The organism is Klebsiella sp. SYXHC3 (genome assembly GCF_057196925.1).
Map to the genome: position 1 here is coordinate 43,640 of NZ_JBXUNG010000005.1, position 26,920 is coordinate 70,559.

General features: G+C 53.6%; 22 protein-coding genes. All 22 read left to right on the forward strand.

Features of this window, described 5'->3' with window-relative positions:
- Positions 1-71: 71 nt before the first annotated feature.
- On the forward strand, positions 72-506 hold the full coding sequence (locus tag AC2CGP_RS14410; protein WP_072383085.1) for a P27 family phage terminase small subunit: 435 nt from the start codon (positions 72-74) through the stop codon (positions 504-506).
- Between the two features lie 34 nt (positions 507-540).
- Positions 541-2,250, forward strand: coding sequence for a terminase large subunit (locus AC2CGP_RS14415; RefSeq protein ID WP_484502373.1), 1,710 nt, complete (start codon positions 541-543; stop codon positions 2,248-2,250).
- The gene (locus tag AC2CGP_RS14420; protein ID WP_032722455.1) at positions 2,244-2,423 is read left to right on the forward strand and encodes a hypothetical protein; all 180 of its coding nucleotides are present in this window, start codon (positions 2,244-2,246) and stop codon (positions 2,421-2,423) included. Before AC2CGP_RS14415 ends, AC2CGP_RS14420 begins: the two co-directional genes overlap by 7 nt.
- Entirely contained in the window at positions 2,423-3,688 is a 1,266-nt protein-coding gene (locus tag AC2CGP_RS14425; RefSeq protein WP_406912296.1) for a phage portal protein, read from the forward strand. The genes AC2CGP_RS14420 and AC2CGP_RS14425 overlap by 1 nt, the downstream gene beginning before the upstream one ends.
- A 37-nt stretch (positions 3,689-3,725) precedes the next feature.
- Positions 3,726-4,646 carry a S49 family peptidase gene (locus tag AC2CGP_RS14430; RefSeq protein ID WP_148406561.1) on the forward strand — a complete coding sequence of 307 codons (921 nt, stop codon included), beginning with the start codon at positions 3,726-3,728 and terminating at the stop codon, positions 4,644-4,646.
- A 75-nt stretch (positions 4,647-4,721) separates the two neighbouring features.
- Positions 4,722-6,008 (forward strand): phage major capsid protein, encoded by a 1,287-nt coding sequence (locus tag AC2CGP_RS14435; RefSeq protein WP_148406562.1) that lies wholly within the window; start codon positions 4,722-4,724, stop codon positions 6,006-6,008.
- Positions 6,009-6,066: 58 nt separating this feature from the next.
- Positions 6,067-6,330 carry a hypothetical protein gene (locus tag AC2CGP_RS14440; protein WP_045389564.1) on the forward strand — a complete coding sequence of 88 codons (264 nt, stop codon included), beginning with the start codon at positions 6,067-6,069 and terminating at the stop codon, positions 6,328-6,330.
- Positions 6,311-6,628 carry a head-tail connector protein gene (locus AC2CGP_RS14445; RefSeq protein ID WP_072383121.1) on the forward strand — a complete coding sequence of 106 codons (318 nt, stop codon included), beginning with the start codon at positions 6,311-6,313 and terminating at the stop codon, positions 6,626-6,628. Before AC2CGP_RS14440 ends, AC2CGP_RS14445 begins: the two co-directional genes overlap by 20 nt.
- Positions 6,625-6,963, forward strand: a complete 339-nt coding sequence (locus AC2CGP_RS14450) for a phage head completion protein (RefSeq protein ID WP_032722463.1) — start codon at positions 6,625-6,627, stop codon at positions 6,961-6,963. The genes AC2CGP_RS14445 and AC2CGP_RS14450 overlap by 4 nt, the downstream gene beginning before the upstream one ends.
- Positions 6,944-7,333: a hypothetical protein gene (locus tag AC2CGP_RS14455; protein WP_484502374.1), complete on the forward strand. Its 390-nt coding sequence runs from the start codon at positions 6,944-6,946 to the stop codon at positions 7,331-7,333. Before AC2CGP_RS14450 ends, AC2CGP_RS14455 begins: the two co-directional genes overlap by 20 nt.
- Before the next feature lie 5 nt (positions 7,334-7,338).
- Positions 7,339-7,731 carry an HK97-gp10 family putative phage morphogenesis protein gene (locus AC2CGP_RS14460; protein WP_484502391.1) on the forward strand — a complete coding sequence of 131 codons (393 nt, stop codon included), beginning with the start codon at positions 7,339-7,341 and terminating at the stop codon, positions 7,729-7,731.
- A gap of 34 nt (positions 7,732-7,765) precedes the next feature.
- Complete coding sequence (locus tag AC2CGP_RS14465; RefSeq protein ID WP_200783277.1) at positions 7,766-8,233, forward strand: phage tail protein; 468 nt, start codon at positions 7,766-7,768, stop codon at positions 8,231-8,233.
- 63 nt (positions 8,234-8,296) lie between these two features.
- Positions 8,297-8,665: a phage tail protein gene (locus tag AC2CGP_RS14470; protein WP_484502375.1), complete on the forward strand. Its 369-nt coding sequence runs from the start codon at positions 8,297-8,299 to the stop codon at positions 8,663-8,665.
- Positions 8,666-8,903: 238 nt separating this feature from the next.
- On the forward strand, positions 8,904-12,251 hold the full coding sequence (locus tag AC2CGP_RS14475) for a phage tail tape measure protein (protein ID WP_484502392.1): 3,348 nt from the start codon (positions 8,904-8,906) through the stop codon (positions 12,249-12,251).
- Positions 12,251-12,589: a phage tail protein gene (locus tag AC2CGP_RS14480; protein ID WP_319840642.1), complete on the forward strand. Its 339-nt coding sequence runs from the start codon at positions 12,251-12,253 to the stop codon at positions 12,587-12,589. The genes AC2CGP_RS14475 and AC2CGP_RS14480 overlap by 1 nt, the downstream gene beginning before the upstream one ends.
- Positions 12,586-13,341 (forward strand): phage minor tail protein L, encoded by a 756-nt coding sequence (locus AC2CGP_RS14485; protein ID WP_484502376.1) that lies wholly within the window; start codon positions 12,586-12,588, stop codon positions 13,339-13,341. Before AC2CGP_RS14480 ends, AC2CGP_RS14485 begins: the two co-directional genes overlap by 4 nt.
- 1 nt (position 13,342) lies before the next feature.
- Complete coding sequence (locus tag AC2CGP_RS14490; RefSeq protein WP_484502377.1) at positions 13,343-14,053, forward strand: C40 family peptidase; 711 nt, start codon at positions 13,343-13,345, stop codon at positions 14,051-14,053.
- 35 nt (positions 14,054-14,088) lie between these two features.
- Positions 14,089-14,424 carry a hypothetical protein gene (locus AC2CGP_RS14495; RefSeq protein ID WP_484502378.1) on the forward strand — a complete coding sequence of 112 codons (336 nt, stop codon included), beginning with the start codon at positions 14,089-14,091 and terminating at the stop codon, positions 14,422-14,424.
- Between the two features lie 52 nt (positions 14,425-14,476).
- Positions 14,477-15,082 (forward strand): tail assembly protein, encoded by a 606-nt coding sequence (locus AC2CGP_RS14500; protein WP_410795489.1) that lies wholly within the window; start codon positions 14,477-14,479, stop codon positions 15,080-15,082.
- A 66-nt stretch (positions 15,083-15,148) separates the two neighbouring features.
- A complete protein-coding gene (gpJ, locus tag AC2CGP_RS14505) occupies positions 15,149-24,475 on the forward strand; it encodes a TipJ family phage tail tip protein (protein WP_484502379.1) in 9,327 nt (3,108 codons plus the stop codon).
- A 509-nt stretch (positions 24,476-24,984) separates the two neighbouring features.
- Positions 24,985-25,584, forward strand: a complete 600-nt coding sequence (locus tag AC2CGP_RS14510) for a hypothetical protein (protein WP_319840636.1) — start codon at positions 24,985-24,987, stop codon at positions 25,582-25,584.
- Between the two features lie 8 nt (positions 25,585-25,592).
- Complete coding sequence (locus AC2CGP_RS14515) at positions 25,593-26,729, forward strand: tail fiber domain-containing protein (RefSeq protein ID WP_142961992.1); 1,137 nt, start codon at positions 25,593-25,595, stop codon at positions 26,727-26,729.
- The last annotated feature ends 191 nt before the right edge of the window (positions 26,730-26,920 follow it).

Here is a 26,920-nt window from a genome sequence, read left to right on the forward strand (position 1 = left end):
TGCCGCTTCAGGTAGATTTTTGCGCGTGTGAAATAAGAATTTTTTTTTGGGACGTTTTGGGGTGCTTTTTAATGACTACGGGGATGCGATCACCTGGTGCTGGAAGAAAATCGAACAACACAGGAACCCAGGTTAGTCCTGTTACCAGAGCGGTAACTCCGCCAGATGAACTGCTGGGCGATATGGCCATCGATGCCTGGAGACGGACGTGCAAAATTTTGATTAGCCGTGGCACGTTCCAGATGGAGGATTGTTATTTGCTGATGGAGTACTGCAATACCGTGCAGCTGCTGTACGACGCCAATCAGGAAATTAAAAGCGATGGCCTTGGTGATGATACCGCAGCCGGTGGCCAGAAACTTGGCGCAGCAGTAAAAGCACGCAGCCGTTATATCAGCGAATTAATTCGACTCTCCGTTGTATTAAAGCTGGACCCCAATAGCCGCATCCTGAAGAAACAGCCCGGAGATAATAATAATTCCAGCGGTGAGTTCGACGATTTTTAATTGTGGTGCGGCCCTAATGACTTAAGGACGGAGCATGGCCGCATATCCAAACGTCAATGTGGCGAACAAATATGCGCGGGATATTGTAGACGGAAAAATAGTCGCCTGCAGAGCTATCCGGCTGGCATGCCAGCGCCATTTTGACGACTTAAAGAAATCACTCGATAGCAATCACCCTTACCGATTCGACCGGGATTTAGCAGAAAGAGCCTGCCGGTTCGTTCAGCTATTACCTCACTCCAGCGGCGATTTAGCCGGACAGAAATTAAAGCTGGAACCGTGGCAAACTTTTATATTCAGTTCGATTTTTGGCTGGGTCACGAAAAAGGATAAAAAACGCCGATTTCGCGAAGCGTATATCCGGGTAGCAAGGAAAAACGGGAAATCGTTTTTTGCTGCCGGGATTGGCACCTACATGTTCTGCGCTGATGGTGAAAATAGCGCAGAAGTGTATTGCGGTGCGACAACAATGGCGCAGGCGAAAAAGGTTTTCACCCCAGCCAGGCAGATGGCCAGCCGCCTGCCAGCACTACGCGCCAGATTTGATATTTCAGTATGGACCGACAGTCTGACCCGCCCGGATGGTTCTGTTTTTGCGCCTATGGCGGGGAAACCAGGCGATGGCGATAGCCCGCATTGCGCGATCATTGACGAGTATCATGAGCATGATACGGATCATATGTATGAAGCGATGACGATGGGTATGGGCGCCCGTTCGCAGCCATTAACGCTCATCATCACGACAGCCGGTTCGTCACTTGAGTCCCCTTGCTATGACAAGGATAAGGAAGTTAAAGAGGTTATCGAAGGCATTACCCGTAATGATCGCCTGTTTGGCATGATTTACGAACTGGATGCTGGCGATGACTGGACCGACCCGAAAAACTTAATCAAAGCTAACCCAAATCTGGATGTTTCGGTTAAGTACAGCGACCTGGTTGAGCTTCTGGAAGTAGCAAAACAGGTTCCCCGCAAGGTTAATGCCTTTAAGACCAAACGTCTCAATATCTGGGTATCCGGTAAATCCGCGTTCTACAACATGGAGCAGTGGAAAGCCGCTGAAGACCCTAGCCTTGAGCTGGCAGATTTTGCCAACGACAGCTGCAACATTGGTCTCGACCTTGCGAAAAAGCTGGATATGAACGCCGGGATACGGTTGTTTACGCGGGAAATTGAAGGTAAGCGGCATTACTACTGCATCAAGCCTAAATTTTGGGTGCCAGAAGACACAATCAATACAACCGATCCAAAGCTGCTGAAGACGGCAGACCGATACCAGAAATTCTATGAAATGAGGGTTCTGGAGGCTACAGATGGCGCTGAGGCTGATTATCGGGAGATTCTGGCCAGCATTCTCGACATGCAGGGTGAAACCCGCATTGACGAGATTGATATCGACCCTGCAGGAGCAACAGCGCTTCGCCACCAGTTGGAAGATAACGGGTTTACCGTCGTCGATATCCGGCAGGACTATACCAATATGTCACCGGCAATGAAGGAGCTGGAAGCGGCTCTGGCCGGTGGCCGATTCCACCATGATGGCAATCCCATTCTTACCTGGTGTATCAGCAACGTTATCGGGAAATTTATCCCTGGTAGCGACGATCTCGTTCGCCCTACAAAGGGAGACAATCAAAGCAAAATCGATGGGGCCACGGCGTTATTTAACGCTATGACTCGCGCAATGCTGAATGAAAGCAGTGGCGGTACATCGGTATATGATGAGGAAGATGTAGCGTGTTAATCACAATTCTGAGTTTCATTATTGGCCTTGCCGGGGCTTTATTGGTTTCTGCTGGAGCCTGGCTTGTATTACCTGCAGCGGGGTTTATCACCGGCGGGATCATCTGCCTGCTCTGGTCTTTTTTAATCGCGCGCTCGGCATCTGCCAGCGTTAAAAATAACGGGGAAAAATAATGTTTATTCCCCAGATGTTTCGTGGACAAAAACGGTCCGTCTCAGGGGGCGGTTTTTGGGAGGCGATGCTGGGCGGCGTCAGTTCCAGCCAGAGTAAAGCCGGTATCATGATTACGCCGGAAACGGCGCTTGCACTTTCCGCTGTTCGAGCGTGCGTAACCCTCCTGGCGGAGTCCGTCGCGCAGCTGCCTGTCGAACTTTATCGACGAGATAAAAATGGAGGGCGACAACGCGCGACAGACCACCCGATTTATGACCTGATTCACTCCCAGCCAAACAAAAAAGACACCTCATTCGAGTACTTTGAGCAGCAACAGGGGTTGCTGGGGCTGGAGGGAAATTGCTACTCGATCATCGACCGCGATGGAAAGGGCTACCCGAAAGAGCTGATCCCAATTAACCCGAAAAAGGTGATTGTCCTGAAGGGGCCGGATGGGATGCCGTATTACGAAATCCCGGAAATCGGCGAAACCCTACCAATGCGCATGATGCACCATGTGAAAGTATTTTCGCTGGATGGCTATATCGGTACCTCTCCCATTCAGACGAACGCCGACGTTCTTGGTCTGAATCTGGCAGTTGAAGAGCATGCATCAGCCGTATTCCGTCGAGGCACCACAATGAGCGGCGTGATTGAACGGCCAAAAGAAGCGGGAGCAATTAAAAGCCAGGACGCGATTGACCGCCTGCTGGCGAAATGGACCGACCGCTATTCAGGGATACACAACATGTTCTCTGTGGCGCTGCTGCAGGAGGGGATGAGTTACAAATCGCTCTCGCAGGACAACGAGAAAGCGCAGCTGCTGCAGTCGCGTCAGTGGGGCGTGGAAGAGGTTTGCCGCCTCTACAAAATCCCGCCACACATGGTGCAAATGCTGGCGAAAGCGACCAACAACAACATCGAGCACCAGGGCCTGCAGTTCGTGATGTATACGCTGCTGGCATGGTTGAAGCGCCATGAAGGCGCGCTGCAGCGCGATTTGTTGCTGCCCAGCGAACGCCGCGACTTGTATATCGAATTCAACGTCTCCGGCTTACTGCGTGGTGACCAGAAATCGCGTTATGAATCCTATGCGCTTGGCCGCCAGTGGGGCTGGTTGTCGGTTAACGATATCCGCCGTATGGAGAACCTGCCGCCGATAGCCGGTGGTGAAAAATATCTGACGCCACTGAATATGGTCGACAGCGCACAAATCATCCCTGGCGATAAGAAGCCGACCGCGCAGCAGATAGCGGAAATCAACACCATCCTGTCCCAATCCTGAATACCACCCGCAGTGTGGGCTTAACCGGTAAAAAACCATGACAACGAAACAAATTAACCTTCCGCACCTTGCGGAGATGGTCTTTGGCGTGCCGCATTACGTATCACGACAAACGATGGACTCAGTAAAGGCGGTACTAATCCCCCGTATCCAGGGAACGGTAGATAATAGCGGCATCCAGTTAGCGCTGGACGCGGAGAAAGCACCGGCATCGGAGCAGGTACAGCCAGCCGGTGGCGTGGCTGTTATTCCTGTTCACGGATTGCTGGTAGCGCGTCGCGGACAAATCACGCAGGCCTGCACGGAGCTGACGAGCTATGAGCGAATCCGCAGCCAGCTGAACGCGGCATTAAACGATCCATCAATCAGCGAAATCGTTCTGGATATTAACTCCGGCGGTGGCGCGGCAGTGGGCTGTAAAGAGCTGGCTGATTACATTTATCAGTCTCGCGAGACGAAACCCATCACGGCAATTGTGAATTACAACGCTTTTTCAGCTGCGTATTTCATCGCATCGGCCTGCAGCAAAATCATCGTAAGCCAGACCAGTGGCGTAGGCTCCATCGGTGTGATTATGGAGCACCTGGACACATCAAAGCTGGAAGAGAAAATGGGGCTGACGTTTACCACGATCTTCCGGGGTGATAACAAAAATAACGGTACCCAACATGAGCCACTAAGCGAAGAAGCACAGGCCATGTTCCAGGGGATGATTGACGAAATGTACGAGACGTTTACCGGGTCAGTAGCGGAATATCGCGGCCTCGACCGTCAGGTCGTCGTTGATACGCAAGCTGGGCTGTATTTCGGTCCAGGCGCTGTTTCAGCTGGCCTTGCTGATGAAATCTCAGACCCACAGTCGGCGATTAATGCGATCGCCGCGAAGTATAAGCAACCCCGTCAAAAAACCTCCATTCAGATGCAGGCAGCCGCGATGGACCTGCAAACCAAAATGTAACCCGACGCAAACGCGTCACTACCAGAAAGCAGCCTTCGGGCTGCTTTTTTTATACCTAAAAAAGAGAGAAATAAAATGCCACAGATTGAAGAATTGCGTCGTCAGCGTGCGGGTATCAACGAACAAGTTCAGGCCCTGGCAGCCATTGAAGCGAACGGCGGTACGCTGACAGCAGAGCAGCTGACAGAATTTGCTAACCTGCAGCAGCAGTTCACTGATATCAGCGCCAAAATGGATCGTATGGAGGCAGCGGAACGCGCCGCTGCAGTGGTCGCGAAGCCAGTCAAAGCTACCCAGCACGGTCCGGCGGTCATCGTCAAAGCAGAGCCGAAGCAATACCCTGGTGCAGGCATGACGCGCATGGTGATGTCGATTGCTGCTACGAAGGGCGATTTGCGTGATGCAGCTGTCTTTGCTGCTGAAGAACTGAATGACCAGTCTGTATCGATGGCCATCTCAACTGCAGCTGGTTCTGGTGGCGCACTTATCCCGGAGAACATGCAGAACGAGGTCATTGAGCTGCTGAGTGAACGCACCATCGTTCGTAAGCTGGGTGCCCGTTCTATCCCACTGCCTAACGGTAATCTGTCGTTACCGCGCTCCGCTGGCGGTGCAACGGCCAGCTACACCGGTGAAGGGAAGGATGCGAAGGCGTCTGAATCAAAATTCAACGACGTAAAACTGGCTGCAAAAACCATGATCGCGCTGGTACCGATTTCGAACCAGCTGATTGGTCGTGCCGGTTTTAACGTTGAGCAGCTGGTCCTGCAGGATATTCTGACCGCTATCTCAGTTCGCGAAGATAAAGCGTTTATGCGTGATGATGGTACCGAAGATACACCGATTGGTATGAAGGCTCGCGCGACGCAGTGGAATCGCCTGCTTCCGTGGGAAGCCGCTGCAGAGATTAACCTGAAAACGGTTGATGAATACCTGGACAAGATTATTTTGATGGCGATGGATGGAAACAGCCTCATGATTAAGTGCGGCTGGGGCATGTCGAACCGTACCTATATGAAGCTGTTTGGTTTGCGTGACGGCAACGGGAACAAAGTCTACCCGGAAATGGCGCAGGGCATGCTGAAAGGCTATCCGATCCAGCGTACCAGCGCGATTCCGGTTAACCTGGGCGAAAGTGGCAAAGAATCGGAAATTTATTTCGCTGACTTCAACGATGTTGTTATCGGTGAAGATGGCGCAATGACGGTCGATTTCTCCAAAGAGGCCACTTACAAAGATGCCGAAGGCAATCTGGTATCCGCCTTTGCCCGTAACCAGTCGCTGATTCGTGTTGTTGTTGAGCATGATATCGGTTTCCGTCACCCGGAAGGCTTGGTCCTGGGTACCGGCGTCCTGTTCTAATTCCCACATACATCAATAAGGCCCGCTCACGCGGGCTTTTCTATTTAAGGAGAATGCTATGGCTGTGAAGAAAGATAAGCCCGTAGAGCAGGAAGAAACGGCTGCAGATGATAGTCATGCGACCGCGGTCGCACAGACAGAACGCAAATCCGTCGTGTTCCTCGGCCCATATAGCCGCTATTCCCGTGGTGATATCGCATGGTTTGACAGTAAGCATGCGGAAGAGCTGGTTGAGCGTCATATCGCTGTGTGGCCGAAGGATGCCAAACGCGCGATGGCACCAAAACCGGGAGATGACGACTTTGATACTGACATTGGATGAAGTGAAAAACCAACTCCGACTGGAGCTGGACTTCACTGAACATGACGCCATGCTCACGCAGATGGTTAACGCCGCGCAGCGGAGCATCGAGCGTGATTATTACTGCAAGTTGGTCAGCAATGATGAAGAGCTGCAGGCGCTCCCGGAGACGGAACGCGGATTCATCGCGGATGAAGATATCAAGCTGGCCATCCAGTATCTGGTCAGTGATGCATACCTGAATGGCCACACCGGGCAATGGCTGGAAACCACAGCAGTGAAGTATCTCCTTTTCCCTATTCAGGAGCATACCGTATGAGCCTGAAACCGGGAGAGATGAACTGCCGCATTACGATTAGCTATCTTCAGTCCGGTCGTGGGCCGTTGGGCGAACCGCTGCCGGAAAAGTTAGTTGAATCGGGAAAGGCCTGGGCAAAGCGGGAGCTGGTATCAGGTAGAAAAGTCCGCACGATGGACCAACAGCAGGTTATGGAAACCTGTTTGTTTACCGTCTATCCGGGCGTGGTGGTCGATATCGACTGGAAAATCACGACAAAAGACCTGGTTTATACCGTCCGAAATATCGACCGAAAAACGGACCAGATCATCATTACCGGGGAGGCAGACGGGCGGCATGATAGAACTGGCGATTAAAAATGAGCTGGAGCGTATCAGCGGCATGAATGCGTACCCGCTTTTACTGCCGGACACGGTCCAGGAAGGGGTGACCTTTCAGCGTATCTCTGACCCGGAAATGTACTCGGGAACACTGCGGACGGGGATCGTATCGGCCCGTATCCAGGTGAATCTGTATCGTGTTGATGATTACACCTCACTGTTGCGGCTGGATAAAAAAATCTGGTCGGAATGGAAGTCAATCGTTCATGGCCAGCTGGATGGCGTCCCGGTCCAGTATGTTGAGCGTGGTGGCATTCAACAGGATAAAACGACGCTGACGAACCGCAGCATCCAGTACCGCCTGATTCGCGACTTCATCATTCACTATGTGGAGGATACATCGTGATTCGGATGGAAGTTAAAGGGCTGGATGAGCTGGAACGGCAGTTAACCGCCCTGGGGGAAAAGGTCGCGACGAAGGTGTTACGGGATGCCGGTCGCGAGGCATTAAAGGTAGTCGAGGAGGATATGAAGCAGCATGCCGGCTTCGACGAAACGTCGACCGGGCAGCACATGCGGGATTCAATCAAAATCCGCTCTTCTACCCGAAAGGCGCAAGGGAATGCGGTTGTAACGCTCCGTGTTGGCCCCAGCAAGCAGCACCATATGAAGGCGCTGGCGCAGGAGTTCGGCACGGTTAAGCAGGTTGCAGACCCCTTTATTCGACCCGCCCTGGATTACAACGTCCAGACAGTTTTGTGCGTCCTGACCGTGGAAATTCGAAACGGTATTCAAAACAGGTAGCGATCGCTACCGATTCATATAAGAGAGAATAATCATGGCTGAGAATCAGACATCGCCTGAGTATGCAATGTTGCCTGCAGGCACGCTAACCAAATGGGGCAAACCCGGCGACGCGCTGGCGGCGTTGAAGCCGCTTGATAACTGTAAAGCGTTGGGCGCGATGGGCCAGACCGGTGGGTTCGTTGACTGCACCACGCTGAAGGATAAACAAAAGCAGTCCATCAGCGATCTGCCGGATGGCCCGGAAAAATCGCTGGGGTTCATTGATGATCCTGCTAACGTGAGCTTTACGGCGTTACTTAATGCGGCAGAAGCCCGCGAGACTATTCAGCTTTATGTCGAATTGCCGAACAAGCGTACCGCGACAATGCTGCTGGCGTTGTCTGGCTGGCAGATGAATGAAATCACCGCGCCAGCGAGTGAAGTGATTCAGATTACTGTGCAAGGTAAGCAGAACAGCATTGTTTGGGGTACTGCCGGTGCCGATGCTGGCGGCGAATAAGCAGCATTTTTACCAATAACAGATAGCCACCTTCGGGTGGCTTTTTATTTTTAAGGACGTCCTGTGAAAGATAAAGATTTTGACCTGTCCGCGCTTAAGTCCGCGCTTCTTAAATCAGTCCCGACGGTAGTTAAAACCGAGCTATTCGGCGCAAAAGTTTATATCCGCCGCCTGACCGGGGATGAACTGATTAGCTATGAAGAAAAAATGGTGGAATCAACAAAAGCTGGGGTACCGCGCGAGGCATCCGAGCATTTAGTCCAGATCATTATCGATGCGCTGGTTCAGCCAGACGGAACGGCTATTCCCGATGAATTAAAGCCAACGGTTGCAGAGCTGCTGAAGGCCCATGAAAACCCAGAGCTGCTGGAAGCTGTGGAGAAGGTGAAACGCCACTCTATTGGGACGCTGGAGGAAGCGGAAAAAAACTAAATGACTCGCCCTGGCTGGAGCTGATTTTCTGGCTGGCCGACCGCTGGGGCGAGCCTGACCCATCCAAAATTGCTGCACTTCCGGCAAACACCCTGTACCACTGGCGCGCTTACTTCCTGAGACAAGGTATTTTCCGCCGCCCTGGCGATGAAAATGCGCCTCCTTCCGAAACAACACCTGCGCCATCCCGGACGAAGATGGAAGAGGAATGCGCGGCAGTCATGAGGGCATTAATGTAATGGCAGACGTCGCATCTTTAGCGGTCGGGCTGCACCTTAACGCAGCCAACTTTAAATCCCAGCTTTTGGGGGCGTATGGCGACGCGGAGAACCAGTCCAAAAGGTTTAACCGCAATGCCCAGGCGGACGCGAAAAAGACGGAAGACGCCTATAAAAAGGTCGGCCTGTCTATATCCGGGATGGCCAGCAGGCTGGCGGGGCTGGCAGGCGCCGGTCTTTCCATAAGTACGATCATCACAACGTCCAGGCAGTATGGCCAGGCGCTATCTGACCTGCAGGCGATCACCGGCGCGACCGCTGATGAAATGAAAGCGCTGGATCTGGCCGCGCAGGAAATGGGGCGCACGACAGAGTACAGCGCCAGCCAGGCGGCTGAGGCGCTCAAGCTGATGGCATCGGCTAAACCGGAGCTGCTTAAGACGTCAGATGGTCTGCAGCAGGCGACGAACAGCGCGCTGATTCTGGCACAGGCAGCCGGAACGACGCTCCCGGATGCAACAAAAACGCTCGCGCTTTCATTGAACCAGTATGGCGCCAGTGCGCAGGAAGCGGATCGTTACATCAACGTTCTGGCCGCTGGCGCGAAGTACGGTTCATCCGAAATTACGGATACGGCAGCAGCCATTAAAAATGGCGGCGTCGCAGCTGCACAGGCTGGCGTCGGTTTTGAACAACTGAATGCGGCCATTCAGGTTCTGGCCGAGCGTGAAGTGAAAGGTGGAGAGGCAGGAACGGCGCTGCGAAACGTCATCCTGAATCTGGAAAAGGGAACAGATAAAACCCTGAAACCTTCGGTTGTCGGCTTAAGCCAGGCGCTCAATACGCTGGCAGGCAAGAACCTTTCAACGGCTCAGGCGGTGAAGCTGTTTGGCGTGGAAAACCTCAGCGCGGCTTCCATTCTCGTCCAGAACCGTTCAAAGCTTGATGAATTAACCGCTTCGTTGACCGGTACTCAAACGGCGCATGAGCAGGCATCAATCAGGGTCAACAACCTGAACGGCGATCTGCTTGGGCTGAGTAGTGCGTTTGAGGGGATGGTCATTAAGATTGGCCAGAGCAGTAACGGTCCTCTTCGCAGCGGTATTCAGGCTGCTACGGAGGCGCTGAACGGCCTGGCGGATAACTTTAATACCGTCTCCAGTATTGCGCTTTACAGCCTGATTCCGGTTCTTTCCACAAAACTAACCGCAGGGCTTCGGGAAAATATCTCTGTCTGGCGGGAAAGCCAGGCGGCGGTGAAAGCGAGAGCACTTGCCGATGCAGACATCGCCCGTAAAACGCTGGATTCAACTGCAGCCATCCTGAAACAAAACGATGCCGAGTTCGGTTACTACCGGCAGATGGAGCGGACGGCTAAACAGTACGGGATGAATATCAGTTACCAGGATGAGTTTACCCGGCTTATCCGACAGGAAACTGAGCAAACCAATCTGGCCAGCCAGGCGAAGTTGAAGCTGGCGGCGGCTAACCGGCAATTGTCGATAACTGCCCGCGCGGCATCGGTCGCCGTAGGTCTGGCCAAAGGTGCTTTGGCGTTCGTAGGTGGCCCATTTGGTGCCGCGACACTAGCTGGCTCTGCTTTACTGTTTTTCCATCAACGAGCGCAGGAAGCCCGGCAATCAGCCATTAATTTAAAAGACGCCGTCGTTGAAACCAGCGAAGCGCTGATGCGTCTCTCTCTTAACCAGCTAAATGTGAAGCAATTTGACCTGGAGGATCAGTATGAAAACCAGGTTGTTCAGCGGAACCAACTGATTAAAGAGATTCAGGATGCCGACAGCCGTATTGGCAGTCTAAAAGGCTTTGACCCCTTCGGCCAGCTGGATGGGGTGAAAAAAGACCAGACGCGTGCGCGGGCGGACCTCGATAGCGTTAACGAGGGATTGCGTAAAACAGAGGAAAATATCAAGCGCGTCAGTGACGCCAAAACGCTGGCTCAGCTTGGGTTGTCTGGAAAAATTACGTCCCTTACAGACGACCTGAAAGGCGCGCTGAATGCGCCGCCCAAAGAGACTGGCGACGGGAACCCCTGGACCGGGGACGGTGGTACCGGCTCCGGGAAGGGTAATAAGGCTAAGGTCGACCAGTTCAAAACGCTACGGCAACAAATTGAAGAGGCCCATGCATCCAGCCTGGCCCGGATTAACCTTCAGGAGAAAGACAGCAACAGGGAGCTGCAGGAGGCAGCGAAGAAGAGTGGTGCCAGCGATGCCGACCTTCAGCGCGCGCTATTGATGAATGCGGAGAACTACCAGAAGCAGCGACTGGATCTGGCCGCACAGTATTCACCGGCGCAGGAAACCTTGCGCAAGGAACAGGAAGTCAGCCAGGACCTTGCCGAGCTTTTCAAAGCCCGTCTTCTTACCGAAAAAGATTACCAGACTGCCCGAATAACTCTGGCCAGGGATACCGCCAAAGAGTTACTGCAGGCGCAGGCTGACGAAATCGCGGCTCCTAAACTGGATATCGCCGGTGAAGTTGATCCACTGGTAGCGCTTCGTAATCAGCTAGCAAAGCGGCAGGCTTTACTGCAGTCGTACTATCAGGGCAGCGCGATTAGCAAAGACCAGTACGAAATGCTGATGCAGAAGGCGACGAAAGAGTCCGCCGATGCGCAGTATCAGACCTCGCTGGAGCTATATCGATCGCAGGGTGAATTCCAGAGCCTGGCCGTTGGGCTATTCGAGACGGCACATGAGCGCTCCACGAATTTCTTAACGAGCATGCTGACGCGAACTCAAAGCTTCAAGGAAAACATGGTTGGCCTGTTTTCCTCGTTGACGCAGGCAGTCATCAAAAATCTCATTGATATGGCCGCGCAGGCGCTCGTCACCAGTTCCATCATGCAGACCATCATGGGAGTGGTTGGTATTGGAAGCAGCATAGCGGGTGGTGCAGCCTCCGGCGCCGCTGGCGCCAGTACCGGGACGGCGATCCAGAATGCGGGTAGTAGCTTCCAGTTTAACGCCAAAGGCGGCGTCTACGATTCACCTTCCTTAAGTGCCTACAGCAATCAGATCCACGATACCCCGCAGTTCTTCGCCTTTGCTAAAGGCGCTGGTGTATTTGGTGAAGCAGGACCGGAAGCCATTATGCCGCTGGCACGTGCCGGTAATGGTTCTTTGGGAGTACGTGCCATTGGTGGTGGTCAGAATGCCAGCACCACCGAAGGGCCAAAGGTCTGGATCACTATTTCCGGCGATAAGACGTCTACTGAGAGCTCGTCAGGTTTTGAAGAGTTTGGCCAGCAAATTGGGTCGTTCGTTGAGAAGAAATACCGTGAGCTGCAGGCGAAAGATATGCGCCCAGGCGGTGCTATCTGGAACGCTGTAAAAGGACAACGCTGATGGCTATAGAAATATTTACCTGGAGTCCCCGAGTAAACCCAACGCAAACGGTGAATTTCCGTACCCGAAAGGCGCAGTTCGGCGATGGATATGCGCAGGTATCAGGGGATGGATTGAATACCCGGTCACAGGAATGGGAGCTGAATTTTGTCGGTACCGAAGACTATATCCGACCGATAAAACTGTTCCTGGACCGGCACGGCGGTACGAAATCTTTTCAGTGGACACCACCACTTGAAGATATTGGGCTTTTCCGTTGTGAGCAATATAAACCAGTACCGATGGGTGGAGGGAACTACTCCCTGTCGGCAACCTTTATTCAGGGATTTAAACCATGAGCCTTAATGCAGATTATCAGAAGCTGGAGCCGGGTGATTCAATCCGGCTTTTTGAAATTGATGGCCGTTCTTTCAATATGGACGAGGTCTTATACTTCCACGGCTATAATATTCCGCACTCAGCCGAGGAAATTATTGCAGCCGGTGGTGATGAGTCGAAATTGCCAGCTAAAAGTATCTGGTGGCAGGGCACCGAATATAAAGCATGGCCATGCGATATCGACGGCATCGAATCGTCCACTACTGGCAGCGATGCGCAGCCCACGCTCAGGGTGGGTAACGTAGACGGGAAAATTACCGCGTTGTGTTTGCATTATGACGATCTGGCGATGGCGCGGGTCACCATTCATGATACGCAGAAGCAATATCTGGATGCGCGAAACTTCCCTGAAGGTAATACAACCGCGGACCCGACGCAGGAAAAGCGCCAGCTATTTTTCATTGACTACAAAAGCCTCGAAACTGATACGGAGGTAGAGTTTACCCTTTCAAGCCCGATGGACCTGCAGGGAATGATGATTCCTACCCGGCAATATCATTCGGTTTGTACCTGGTGTATTCGGAATAAATACCGTAGTGGCGATGGCTGCGATTATGCCGGGACAAAGTATTTCGACAAGAATAACAAGCCGGTTGATGACCCATCACAGGATGTCTGCCCAGGAACGCTTACGGCCTGCAAATTACGTCATGGCGAGCATAACGAGCTGCCGTTCGGCGGATTCCCTGGTACGTCGCTGATAAGGAGCTGATATGCGCCAGAAAACGATTAAGGCGATACAGGCTCATGCGGCAGCTGATTATCCGCGTGAGGCATGCGGATTGATTGCTCAAAGGGGAAGAGTGGAACGCTATTTCCCCTGCAGGAACCTGGCCAGCGAGTCGAATGATAATTTCGTCTTGTCTCCAGAAGATTACGCAGAGGTAGAGGATTGGGGAACGATTATCGGCATTGTTCACAGCCATCCTGATGCGACCACGCAACCCAGCGAACTGGATAAGGCGCAGTGCGATGCAACGCTGCTCCCCTGGCATATTATCAGCTGGCCAGAAGGCGATCTGCGTACCATCCACCCACGCGGAGAGTTGCCCCTCCTCGAGCGTCCGTTCGTGCTTGGCCATTATGATTGCTGGGGTTTAGTGATGAGCTATTTCCGGCAGAACCACGGCATCGAGCTGCACGATTACCGCGTTGATTATCCTTGGTGGGAAAACGACTATCCCGAAAACTTCTACCACGATTGCTGGTATGAATGCGGGTTCCGTGAATTTGATGGCCCCCCGCAGCCGGGTGATATGGTGATCATGCAGGTGCAGTCGGACAAATGGAACCATGCCGGGATTCTGCTGGAAGGTAACATGCTGTTGCACCACCTTTATGGCCATCTCAGCCAGCGTATACCGTATGGTGGATACTGGTTAGACAGAACGATGAAAATCGTCCGATATCATTCTCTGTGTTAACCTTTGGGGAAATTAAATCCAAAAAGGAAATGGAGATGAATAAAGCAGTTCTGTTTTTTTCAGCATTCTTGCTTAGTGGCTGCATGGTAAGTTCGCTTGAATCGCAAAAAACAATTTATTCTGGGCACTCCACAAAAAGTGCAGATGAAATAAATAAATGCCTCGCACCCAAATGGATTGAGCTGCGGCCTTCAAGTTCAAGTATTCCTACTGAGTTTGGCTATAAAATAATTTCATCAGATGATTTATTGGGTACCGTGTCTGTAGTAAAAATAGAAACCAATAAAGCCGGTGGCAGTGATGTAAATGTTTACGCAATATCCAAAGGCTGGAATGACCCTTGGGGAAGTGCAGCAAGAAGTTGCATTTAAATCTATTTGTTTTTGATAAACCCACTTCGGTGGTTTTTTTTATGGGGTTAATATGAAAGAGGTAATGACTAAAATAGTACTAAGCGGAACTTTAGGTAAAACTTTTGGTAAATATCATGAGAGATTAGTTGCAAGTTCATCTGAAGCAATTAGGGCATTATGCTGTACAATTGATGGGTTTGAAAAATACCTCAATAGCAGCAAAGAAAGAGGAATAACCTTCGCTATTTTTAAAGGTAAAAAAAATATTGGAGAAGAAGATTTGCCCTTTCCTCTAACAGGCGAAGTTTTACGTATAGTTCCGGTGGTCATTGGTAGTAAAAAGGCCGGTGTTTTACAAACAATTATGGGGGCTGTTTTGGTCGCCGTTGGGGTAATTGTCGGATATGTGAGTGGCTGGACTGGTGTCGGTTGGGCAGTCGGTTCGAAGATGGCCATGATGGGTGGTGCCATGATGTTAGGCGGTGTCGTCCAGATGCTTTCACCTCAGCCAGCAGGGCTGGCCCGTAAAGAATCCCCCGATAATAAAGCCAGCTATGCCTTTGGCGGCGTAACCAATACCGCCTCACAGGGTTATCCCGTTGGTTTGCTTTATGGTAAACGCCGGATTGGCGGCGCGATTATTTCCGCCGGTATCTATGTCGAAGACCAGCAATAAATATATTCATTAAGTAATTCCCTCCAATTCAGGCCACCTTGCGGTGGCTTTTTTTATGGGCGTAATATGGCAAATAACATAATTAAAGGGCGCAAGGGTGGCAGCTCTAAACAGCGCACGCCGACGGAACAGCCGGACGATTTACAGTCTGTAGCAAAAGCCAAAATTCTTATCGCATTAGGTGAGGGTGAATTTGCGGGAGGTTTAACCGGGAAAGATATTTATCTCGATGGCACCCCTCTGGAGAATGCCGACGGTTCGCAAAACTTTAGCGGAGTTGCGTGGGATTTCCGACCGGGTACGCAGGCACAAAATTATATTCAGGGTATTCCCGGCACTGAAAATGAAATTAGCGTAGGGACTGAAGTTTCCAGCGAGACAGCCTGGACCCACACATTCACCAATACCCAGCTTTCTGCCGTTCGCGTCCGCCTGAAATGGCCATCCCTGATGAAACAGGAAGACGACGGCGATGTGGTGGGGAATACCGTTAAATACGCCATCGATTTACAGACGGATGGCGGAGCCTGGCAGACCGTACTGGAAACCGCCGTCTCCGGCAAAACGACTTCCGGGTATGAACGTAGCCACCGCATCGATTTACCGCAGGCAGGCAGCACCTGGACGCTGCGTCTTCGCAAGGTATCGCCGGACGCGAACAGCGTCAAAATCGGCGATGTCATGACGCTGCAGAGCTACACCGAAGTTATTGACGCGAAGCTGCGTTACCCACACACCGCGCTGCTGTACATCGAATTCGACTCCAGCCAGTTCAATGGTTCCATCCCCCAAATCTCCTGCGAGCCGCGTGGGCGTGTTATCCGTGTCCCGGATAACTACAACCCGGAAACACGCGAATACACCGGTACATGGACAGGAGGCTTTAAATGGGCATGGACCGACAACCCGGCGTGGATTTATTACGACATCGTCGTTGAGGGGCGCTTCGGTCTTGGTGAGCGTCTGACCAGCGCGAATATTTCCAAATGGGCGCTTTACCAGATTGCGCAGTATTGCGATCAGCTGATACCCGATGGCAGGGGCGGCGATGGTATGGAGCCTCGCCATACCTGTAACGTTTATGTGCAGGAACGCAACGACGCCTACACCGTATTGCGCGATTTTGCTGCTATTTTCCGGGGTATGACCTGCTGGAGTGGTGAGCAGATTATCGTGCAGGCCGATATGCCGCGTGATGTCGATTTCAACTATACGCGCGCGAATATTATCGGTAGTCCTCGTTATTCCAGCAGCACCAGTAAGGCTCGGTACACCAATGCCCTGGTTTCATGGTCTGACCCGGATAACGCCTATGCCGATGCGATGGAACCCGCATTTATCCCGGAGCTGGTTTCCCGTTACAGCTTTAATCAGGTGGAAGTCACGGCCATTGGATGTACGCGGCAGAGTGAAGCCCATCGCAAAGGGTTATGGGCCATTCTGACCAACAACAAAGACCGCCTGGTCGAAATTGATGTTGGCCTTGATGGCAGAATCCCGCAGCCGGGTTACATCATTGGGCTGGGCGACGAACGCCTGGCCGGTCGAGTTAATGGTGGTCGTATCAGCGCGGTGAATGGACGCGTCATCACGCTAGACCGTGATATCGATGCAAAAGAGGGCGACCGCCTGCATCTGAATCTGCCGTCGGGTATCTCGCAGGCCCGGACCATTCAGTCGGTGAACGGTCGTCGGCAGGTGACGGTCACAACGGCATACAGCGAGACGCCAGAGGCGGAGTGCGTCTGGATCGTCGAATATACCGACCTGGTGCCTCAGCAGTACCGCGTTATCGGTGTAAAGGACAACAATAACGGCACGCTCACCATCACCGGCGTGGCTCACGACCCGGATAAATTCCCGCGTATCGATAACGGCGCGATCATCGACCAGCGCCCGATTAGTGTTATCCCGCCTGGCAACCAGGCTCCGCCAGATGGCATCCTCCTGACGTCCTTCTCCGTGGTGAATCAGGGGATCAGCGTCGAAACCCTGCAGGCCAATTGGGACGCGGTACAAAACGCTATCGCCTATGAGGCTCAGTGGCGCCGCAATGACGGCAACTGGATTAACGTGCCGCGCAGCTCGACCACGTCATTTGAGGTCAGCGGCATTTATGCCGGTCGCTATCTGGTACGAGTCCGTGCGATCAACGCGGCGGAAATTTCCAGTGGCTGGGCGTACTCGGAAGAGAAGACCCTGACCGGGAAAGTCGGCGAACCGCTGCCGCCGCTGGCGCTGACGACCGTTTCACTGACCGCAGGTATCGAAATTCGCTGGGAATTCCCTGCAGGCGCAGAGGATACCCAGCGAACCGAACTGCAGTACAGCCCGGACCAGAGCGGGAACGGTGCGATGCCGCTGACCGATTTAGCGTATCCGGGCAAACAGTATCAGCAGATGGGCCTGCAGATTGCCACGCAGTTCTGGTACCGCGCGCGCCTGGTTGACCGCCTGGGCAATGCCTCGCCGTGGACCGACTGGGTGCATGGAATGTCCAGCGATAACGTTTCTGATTATTACCAGCAGCTCGACGACGCGCTTAAAGGCTCGGATACATACGAGGAACTGAACAAGGGCATCCAGGACAACAGCGCTGCCGCCGACGCCGCGCAACAGGCTGCGGACGCCGCCCAGGGCACCGCTGACCAGGCGGCGAAGGATGTCGCCGCGCAGGGGGCCATCGTCACGCAGCAGGGCAAGGACCTGGCTGCCAACATCGCCAAAACCAACGACACGACCAACAAGCTGGCGCAGGAAGTGAAAGACCGCGTTGCAGGCGACACTGCCACGGCGCAGAAAGCGGCCAGCGACACTGCTGCAGCGGTGGCGAAAGCCGAAACGGACGATGCCGCCGTGGCGAAGCAGGCCGCCGATAACCTGCTGAGTGCCAAACGCGAAGTTGAAGCGGCGATTGAGACGACGAACGTCACGATGCAGGATGGATTTGACAGCCTGGCGCAGCAGATGGCGTCGATTTCAGCCGGTACCGGCGAACAATTCGACAGCCTCAAAATCTGGTATTTCGACAAGGACAACGAGGGGTGGAGTTCTGACGACGGTGGCACGAAACCGCTACCGGTAACTGATGACGGGTGGCTCCTTCCTGCGGATTCCATTTCGACCATGCGCAGCCCATCCGGCGCTGGCACGCTGATTGACGGCAGCGCCTATAAGTACCTTCGCCTGCGCATCAAAAAAATCGGCAACCCGGCCTGGGGCGGTCGGCTGTACTGGATTGGTGCTGATGAAACCGGCTGGACCGAGGGACGCCGACTGGTGCTACCAGCACCGGATTTCGACCCGTCCACAGGTATCAGCATTATCGCGATCCCGGATATCCCGTGGCAGGCCTCCGGCAGCATCCGTCGCCTGCGTCTCGACTTCTCACAGGGGGGAGCGGCTGACGCAGATAACTACTATGCCGTTAACTGGCTGGCCGTTGGGCGTCCGACCCCTGGTGCATCGCAGGCGCAGATTCAGGACCTGAAAACGGCGATGACTGCTGCCGACTCAGCTGAGGCAATGGAGCGTAACCAGCTGGCGGTGCAGCTGCGCGGCAACGAGGAAGGGACAGACCCGAATAAACTGGTTTCTGGCCTGCTTTTCGAAGAGCGGAAAATCCGCGTGACGGCGGAGAAGGCCATCGGCTCCCGCGTGGATACGTTGCGCGTCGATTATGATAAATCCACGGCAGCGGCGACCCAGCGCATGGATACGCTGGCGAGCGACCTGCAGTCGACTGCCTCGAAAACGGATCAGGTTGCAGCGGACCTTGTTTCAGCGAACGGCGTCATTGCTGGCCATACGCTGGCCATCCAGAAAATCGAGGGTGACGTCCAGACTATCGACGGCAAAGTTCAGGCCAACGCCAGCCAGATTGCCGGGGTGGAATCGAAGGTTGATAACATCCGAATCGGCGGCGTAAACCTGATACCCAACTCCGGGGAACTGACCGGCAAATCGCCATCTGCAACCGAACGTTACCGGGGTAACGCGGTTCGCATCCTGACGCGTGCCGCCGGAGCGACTGATTTCGCCGTCCTCGACTACACGCTGGCCGCGCCGGTTGACGGTACCGAGTATGTTCTGTCGTTCTATGCGAAAGCGAAGACGGACAAGACGCCGGTTCGTTGTTTCCTGAATACGCCGGATGCCACTATCCGCGCTGAAACCAGCCAGGGCGTTATTGTGGAGCGTCCAGCCGGGTATAACGGCGATGTGACCGTGACGCTCTCCACGTCCTGGAGCCGCTATTGGGTTAAATACAAACGCAAACCTGGCTTGTCCGGGACGGCGTATCTCGTTGTGGCCAGACTCGACGGCGCAGCTGCAGCGCGCGAAGCGTGGATCAGCTCTCCGATGTTTGAATCCGGGAATATTGTGAGCGACTGGAGCCAGGCACCGGCAGACAGCGCCAGCTCGGATGCCGTCCAGCAACTGACGACCCGCGTCACGACTGCCGAGAATACGCTGGCCACCACGGCGCAGCAGACGACGGCGCTCAAGTCACAGATTACGACCGGCAACCTCCTGCTGAATGGCGACCTGATTAATAAAGCGGATAACTGGCAGCTGTCCGGCACAGGCGCGGGTGCACCGGTCTATGACGCGGTGATGAAAGGTCTCACCACGACCGAGCCGGCGATGCGGATCGCCAACGGAACAAAAATCCCGGTCGAAGCCGGTCAGGTACTGACGCTCACCTTCGGATTCAAGACGGACGACGCGACGATCAGCATCGGGACCCAGAATTTTACGATGGGCCTGATTGAGAATTGGGGGAACCCGACCGCATGGCTTGCTCAGGACAACAACTGGTTTGCAGGCATCACCACCGGCTACCAGACCCGCACGCTGACGTTCACGATCCCGAATGACTTCAAAGGGAAATGGTGCTACCTGCGCATGGCCTGCGGAGGATGGACGCCGTCGACCGCTCGCGTTTACCTGCAGGGCTTCATGCTGACCGCCTCAAACGGTATCGCCGGTAAAGCCGATGCATCAGCGGTGCAGGATCTGCAGTCGCAGGTCACGAAGAACGGTGACGACATCGCCACCAACGCCAGCGCGATCACCAGCCTGGGTGGGCGTATTGATGCCACCAATGCCGAGGTGGCGAAGAAAGCCACCACCGCCGCGCTGGATAGCCTGAAGGCCACCGTCACGCAGCAGGGTAAGGATATTGCTGCGAGCGTTGCTGCGACGACGAGCCTGTCAGCAGATCTTTCTGCGATGAAACAGGACGCAGACAACAAGCTGGCCGGAAACCTAATCCCGAATGGTGGGTTTGAGCGTGGCCTTGATAATTGGGTGACAGGTTCAACGACCGATGTTCGTGTGGATACGGCCCAACAACCCAGCTCAGGTAAAAAAATTCTTTACCTCAAAGCTCACAATGATCAGCTGGATGAGGTACGCAATACCACGATGGTGACGGTCGTCGCTGGCCGGACTTATAAGTTTGGAGGCTTCGCTCGAGCGAAAGACGGGACGGCTATCGTTACTGGCTCCGAGCAAAGTAACAAATTCCGGTTTGCGTTTAATGACAATTCGCAGATTCAGGAAGCCCGTATTGACCCAACAAAACTGCAGACTGGTTCCGTCTGGACAGAGGTATTTGCTAAGTGGAAGGCGAATAAATCGGGCGTTATGCAGATGAGCGTTATGGCTCGCCTTGCCTCCGGGGAGCTCTATATCGATGACATGTTCGTCATTGATATTACCGACCAGGAAAATATTAACGCGAACGCGACAGCGTTGACCAACCTGCAGACAACCGTCTCCCAGCAGGGCGATACGATTACCAGCCAGGGTAAATCGCTAACGCAACTGACCGGCAGAATCGATACCGTTAACACAGACCTGGGGAAACGAATCGACCAGAAGGCCGATAGCTCGACAGTACAGGACCTCAGCGCCACCGTGACCAAGCAGGGCCAGGATATTACGGCGGCGAACCAGGCCATCACCAGCCTGAAAGGGCGTGTTTCGACGGTTGAGGAAGGGCTGGCCAAAGCGGCGACAGCCGATGCCGTGAGTAAACTGGATACACGCGTTACCAACGCTGAGGGGAAAATTGAATCGCAGGGAACGGCGATCACCGGGATTAATGTAGCGCTGAACTCGCAGACGGCAGCCGGTGGCGACTACATTCTGAACCCGACATTTGACCCCGCATATCCGTCGATGGGCTTTACCCGTAGGGATACGGTAGACAGCAACGACGATGATGGTATCCCGTATGATGCTGACATCCCGGCAGGCGCTCCGCGTCGCTATGTAGCGCGACTGGCCTCACGCGATCACCAGCTCAATACGCCACCGTGGCCGGTAAAAGCGGGACAGGTATTCGAGATTTCGGTTTGGGTAGCGGCAAAGGCAGGTTCCAACGCCGCATTTAACATGTACATCGGCTCGGCTACGGGACCGAATACGGGTGCCGTGGCCTATGCTGCTTTACCGGGTAGCGTTGCGCCCACTCAGACCTGGACGGAGAAAAAATACCGTTGGACGGTGCCGTCCAACTTCCCACGTGGATACATGCGCCCATTCCTGCAGGTGAACCAGAACGCGCCGTTTGGCTCCGTCTGGTATGCAACTGATTTCCACTGCCGGGAGATCACCGCCGCGCAGGGCGCACAGACTGCCGCCGACGCTGCCGCCGGTGCCGTGACCCAGCTGGATGCGAAAGTGACGCAGCAGGGCAACACCATTACCAGCCAGGGCCAGGCGATTACGGCCATCACTGGTCGGGTGTCGAACCTTGAATCCGGGCAGAGCGCGAACAGCAGCGCAATTCAGTCCCTGACGCAACGAACCACGGCAGCGGAAGGGAAAATTGAAACGAACAGCCAGGCGATCACCTCTGTCACCGGCGCGGTGAATGCGATGCTCAATCGCGGCGAGAACCTGGCAAACGATTTTAATTTTATGAGCGGCTCGGCGCTGTGGGGTGTCCAGGGGAATACGCGTAACCAGGTGGAGTTTGGCGACTTTGGCGACGGTAAACCCGGCGTCCAGATGACGCAGCTCGACAGCACGTTGTATACCGGCCTCTTTGCTAACCAGAAAGCGCCGCTGCCACACAATACCCCACGCCGCTACCAGGTCATCGTTAAGGCGAAGGGCGTATCCGGCGCGATGAATTTCATGGTTCGCCGGTTTAACTACCTGGGGAATGTGGCCGGGACGTATGAAAACCGCCAGTTCTCCGCCACGGATACCTGGGCGACGTACGCCGCTGAGTTTAGCGCGCCATCGTCGGCGACAGTGGATGGTTCTGTTTTTGCGCTCTACTGCTACCCGAACGCGTCGGTCATTCAGATTGATTACATCGCCATATATGACATCACCGATGCGGTGGCCGTCGATGCGAATACGTCTGCGGTCACGCAGCTGCAGCAGACGGTCACGCAGCAGGGCCAGGATATTGCTGCGAATGCCAGCGCCACGACCGCCGTTTCTGCAAGCCTGAACGCAGCAATGGCTGACGTGGATAACAAAATCACGGGCAACCTGATTTTAAACGGAGGTTTCGAGCGGGACTTTGACAACTGGACCGCGCCGTCGCCCGCGACGGTCATGTTAGCTACCAACCCGCACAGCGGTAAGAAGATCGTTAAATACGTGGCGTCAACGGGCCCAACACTGTTATCGAATAACTCTGTAATTGCTGCCGTTAAAGGTCGCACGTATAAATTTGGCGCGTGGCTTCGTGCCAAAGCCGGGTCGACTATGCAACCGAACACGCAGCCGAATAACAAGGTTCGATTTGCATACCTCGATAGCTCTGTAATCGCTGAGGCGCGTTTCGACCCAGCGACCATGCCGACGGGCTCAGTATGGCAGGAGTACAGCAACACATGGACCGCCACTAAAGACGGCACCATGTCGGTCAGCATCAACGCGTTTTTGAATGCAGGCGAAATTTATATCGATGATGTGTACGTTATCGATATTACGGACCGGGTCGATCTCGATGCCACGGCTGGCGCCGTATCTAACCTGCAGTCGACCGTGACACAGCAGGGAAAAGATATTGCCTCTAATGCCAGCGCGATCACGTCGGTCAACGCCTCAATCGGTGCGCTGCAGAGTCAGGGATTAAACCCCTGGTGTGATGGTTCCTTTGAGTCATACACCGCAAACCAGCAGCTGGGCAGCAGCTCGCTGGCGCGCGTCTCGACCGATGTTTACCGCAATGGCCAGAAGTCGCTCAAAATCACGCGTAACAACGGCGAGAACGGCAACAGCGACAAGATGATCGGGAACTGGCTTGCTGTTCGCGGTGGCGGTAAGTATCGGTTTTCTCTCTGGGCTTACATGGCCAGCGATATGTCGACACCGAACGGCTGGAACGTGTCTGTCGGCCTCTTTGCTCGCGGAGAGAATGGCGGCGCAAACCAGTGGCCGGAAGCCGTCCGTATCTCCGAGACAAACATCTCGCGCGGCAAATGGGTTCTCCTGACGGGAGTGGCGACCGTCGGTGCCGACCGGAGCATTGCGCAGATGTGGATCTCCACCAGGGGGCCGAACGGTGGAGCCGGTTATTCGCTGTATCTGGACGATATCAGCATTGTCGATGTGACCGACGCACAGGAGGCGCAGGATACCGCCACTGGCGCCGCGAACGCCGTTACCCAGCTGACTGCGACCGTGACCCAGCAAGGGAAGGATATCACCGCGCAGGCAGGGCAAATCACCAGCCTCGGCTCGCGTGTGGGTGATGCAGAATCGCGCATCACCCGGCAGGACGAAACCATCGCCTCTAACGGCCTGGCAATGGCGACCGGCTTTAACCAGATGCGCAGCATGATTGGCGACAACAGCGCGGCAATCACCACGACAAACAAAACCGTTGCCGACCTGGAAAAATCAACCACGGAGCAAATCACCACGCTGACCTCGCAGGTCGGGGATATGTCTGCGACCGTTCAGCAGACGGCATCCACCGTGGCGGATTTAAACGGCCAGCTGGGAGCGCAGTGGGGCCTGAAGGTCAGCACGTCTTCCGGTGGTAATAACTACGTGGCGGGTCTTCAACTGGGGATTGACGGCAGCGGCCAGTCACAGTTCCTGGTCCAGGCTGATACGTTTGGCGTTTATGTGCCTAACGGCGATCAAAAAAATATGGTCTTCGGTATCGACGGGAACGGCGCTTATTTTCAGCAGGCAATGGCTCGTAACCTGACGATTAACTTTGGTCAGATTTCTGACAGCCTGCAGTCAACGAACTATCAACCCCGCTCCACCGGCTGGCGTTTGCCAAAAAATGGGGCTTTCGAAATGAACAGCAATGTACCTGGTCAAGGGAGGATTCAACTGGATGAATCAGGGCTTAAAGTTTTTGATCAAAACGGTGTCCTGCGTTTTGTTGGTGGGCGGTATTAGCATCCTGGTTAGTGGTTGTGCAGACCAGCGTTACAAGCCAACTGAATGCACGGTGACATACAAAATCAACACCTATCCGGTAAACGGGCAGTACCAGCTAAAAATCAATGCGGTCAGGTATGACCGCTTTGGTCGCATGCAGGTGCGTGTTGCGCCTGTCCAGGCAGTTCGCCCCGTAGGGCACTGGCTGGCGACCGGATTTACTAATAAGGACTGTAAATAATGGGCTACGGCGCTCGAATGTATGACGCCAGTGGTAGGGATATAACCGGGGTATTCACCCCGGTTTTTTTTCTCGGTTCTTACACGCAGGCTTCGGGTTATGTCAATTATGGAAATCCACCACCGGGTAAAGCACTACGGTATTACGTGGTGGGTACAGCGGACTGGACAGGAACGCCAGGCAGTTCACCTTCAGTATCTATTTCTGGAGGGGCTGCGTCGTGGAACGGCGTGGACCCCAACATGTCACGAATTGTTTTTTTCTTCGGTTCCTAATTATGTATGGAATGCAAATTGTCGCTGAAAACGGCGCCATGTGGATGAGTCCTGACTTTACGCCGATGAATCTTATTGACCGGGTCGTTATTCCTGGTAATAACGGATATGTTTTTCAATCGCGTATACCCGACAACATGCAATGCATGTTTTTCATTCGCTTTGACAATGACGCTGTATGTATCACGCGTGAATTTTCACAAAACGGGTTCAAATGCCTTCAGATAATCCGAACTACAGGAACAGGAAATATCACGGTCTACGCCTTTGGGAATATGGTTATAGATGTTCCCAGGTATGGCGGTTTTATTTTTGATGCGTCAGGACGGATGGTTTATCACGCAGGTATGAAACCTTTAGAAGTCCAAACCACAACTATTAGCGGGAATATGACTCCGCGGGATATGGGGCAACCTATTGCAGTTTCGCCATGCGCCTCTTCGGTTATTTCTCAGCGAACCGGGCAGCTGTGGACAATATTCAGAAGTTTCACAGGAGCCTATGGGAATTTCTTGTCTAATAACGCAATTCCTGTTGCTCAATCCGCTGGTCCTGCTGGTTTTGTTTACCAGACCACGGCGCTGTTCATTTTTTCCAGTAAATATGACTGAGGGGCACTATGGCTAACATTAGTGACGAATTGGCGGCCAGCATTCAAAAGTGCTTCGACCGCACTTATGTAGACCTTGCGAACCAACAACAATTTTTGTTCGGGGTTGGCAACGTGACGATCACGAAGCCGGACGGTACAACGGGGACGGTGAAATCGTGGGCGCAGTTCCTGAGCGAATACGCCACGCGACAGCAGAACATTGACACGGCGCTGAAGGACGTAGCGAAGACGACGGTGGCCAACACGTGGACACAGGCGCAGACGTGGAATGTAAGCAGCACCTTTAAAAACAACCTGACGGTCGACAAGAACCTAACGGTTAACGGAAATTTAAACGGCGTACAGATTGCCGGGTCTCATATCGAGCTAACCGCGCCAACGCCTTACATTGATTTTCACTATGGCAATAGTACGGCTGACTACACGCATCGCATCATCCCCGAAGACGGCGCGCTTGCCGTGTCACCTGGCTGGCGTGTATACGGTAATCAGCGGACGTTCGGGGCTAATACCCTTGAAGGCAATCTCTGGTGGGGATTCATTGCTACGCGATTCGATGAACCTGGCGCGCCAGCGAACGGCACGATCCTGACGTCGCCTAATGCTTGTTGGCGGTTCAAGGTGCGAGGCAAAGACAGCAAAGGCGCAGAAGCAGGGATGGCGACGGCGTGGTTTGAAGAACAGGTCGGCACTAACCACCGCCTGACGTTTAGCGTCCAGGGATTCAACGCTAACCAGCAATGGTGGAGCTTTTACAGCGACGGAAGGATCGCAGGTAGTCAGAACGGGAACGTGCAGTTCCAGGGAACGTCTGACGCTCGCATGAAGCACAACATCAAACCGACCGACGGCCAGCTATCTGTTGAGCGCATCAGGGCGCTTGAGTTGGTCACGTTCGTCTATAACGACGACGAGCAGGAAAGGACGCGCCGGGGGATTATCGCACAGCAGGCGCAGGAGGTTGACTCTCAGTACGTGAAGAACGTCGAAATGTCATACATGAAAGACGGCGTTCAGGTTAAATTCGATCGCCTGCAACTGGATAATAACGTGATCATGATGGACACACTGGCTGCGGTAAAAGTTTTGATTAAGAGAGTAGACGAACTGGAGGAGAAATTATCTGTATTAGAAGAAAAATAGTGCATCATACAATTCAGCCTATTTCTAATGCCCCAATTTTTGATACCGTTTTATCAGACTAAGTGTAGGAGATTTTTCGGTACGCACTAAAAGTTTGGAACTGCAATGACTATAGTTCAAAATCACAATGATAAAAGTCTATGTGATTAAATGTGCGGCAAACATCAAAAAAACGTACTGAGTGATTTGCT

Coding starts and splice junctions, on each gene's coding strand:
- AC2CGP_RS14465 (WP_200783277.1), top strand. CDS start 7,766: ATGGCTGAGAATCAGACATCGCCTGAGTATGCAATGTTGCCTGCAGGC.
- AC2CGP_RS14410 (WP_072383085.1), top strand. CDS start 72: ATGACTACGGGGATGCGATCACCTGGTGCTGGAAGAAAATCGAACAAC.
- AC2CGP_RS14435 (WP_148406562.1), top strand. CDS start 4,722: ATGCCACAGATTGAAGAATTGCGTCGTCAGCGTGCGGGTATCAACGAA.
- AC2CGP_RS14485 (WP_484502376.1), top strand. CDS start 12,586: ATGAGCCTTAATGCAGATTATCAGAAGCTGGAGCCGGGTGATTCAATC.
- AC2CGP_RS14425 (WP_406912296.1), top strand. CDS start 2,423: ATGTTTATTCCCCAGATGTTTCGTGGACAAAAACGGTCCGTCTCAGGG.
- AC2CGP_RS14500 (WP_410795489.1), top strand. CDS start 14,477: ATGAAAGAGGTAATGACTAAAATAGTACTAAGCGGAACTTTAGGTAAA.
- AC2CGP_RS14430 (WP_148406561.1), top strand. CDS start 3,726: ATGACAACGAAACAAATTAACCTTCCGCACCTTGCGGAGATGGTCTTT.
- AC2CGP_RS14440 (WP_045389564.1), top strand. CDS start 6,067: ATGGCTGTGAAGAAAGATAAGCCCGTAGAGCAGGAAGAAACGGCTGCA.
- AC2CGP_RS14475 (WP_484502392.1), top strand. CDS start 8,904: ATGGCAGACGTCGCATCTTTAGCGGTCGGGCTGCACCTTAACGCAGCC.
- AC2CGP_RS14415 (WP_484502373.1), top strand. CDS start 541: ATGGCCGCATATCCAAACGTCAATGTGGCGAACAAATATGCGCGGGAT.
- AC2CGP_RS14450 (WP_032722463.1), top strand. CDS start 6,625: ATGAGCCTGAAACCGGGAGAGATGAACTGCCGCATTACGATTAGCTAT.
- AC2CGP_RS14510 (WP_319840636.1), top strand. CDS start 24,985: ATGCAAATTGTCGCTGAAAACGGCGCCATGTGGATGAGTCCTGACTTT.
- AC2CGP_RS14460 (WP_484502391.1), top strand. CDS start 7,339: ATGGAAGTTAAAGGGCTGGATGAGCTGGAACGGCAGTTAACCGCCCTG.
- AC2CGP_RS14490 (WP_484502377.1), top strand. CDS start 13,343: ATGCGCCAGAAAACGATTAAGGCGATACAGGCTCATGCGGCAGCTGAT.
- gpJ (WP_484502379.1), top strand. CDS start 15,149: ATGGCAAATAACATAATTAAAGGGCGCAAGGGTGGCAGCTCTAAACAG.
- AC2CGP_RS14495 (WP_484502378.1), top strand. CDS start 14,089: ATGAATAAAGCAGTTCTGTTTTTTTCAGCATTCTTGCTTAGTGGCTGC.
- AC2CGP_RS14515 (WP_142961992.1), top strand. CDS start 25,593: ATGGCTAACATTAGTGACGAATTGGCGGCCAGCATTCAAAAGTGCTTC.
- AC2CGP_RS14480 (WP_319840642.1), top strand. CDS start 12,251: ATGGCTATAGAAATATTTACCTGGAGTCCCCGAGTAAACCCAACGCAA.
- AC2CGP_RS14455 (WP_484502374.1), top strand. CDS start 6,944: ATGATAGAACTGGCGATTAAAAATGAGCTGGAGCGTATCAGCGGCATG.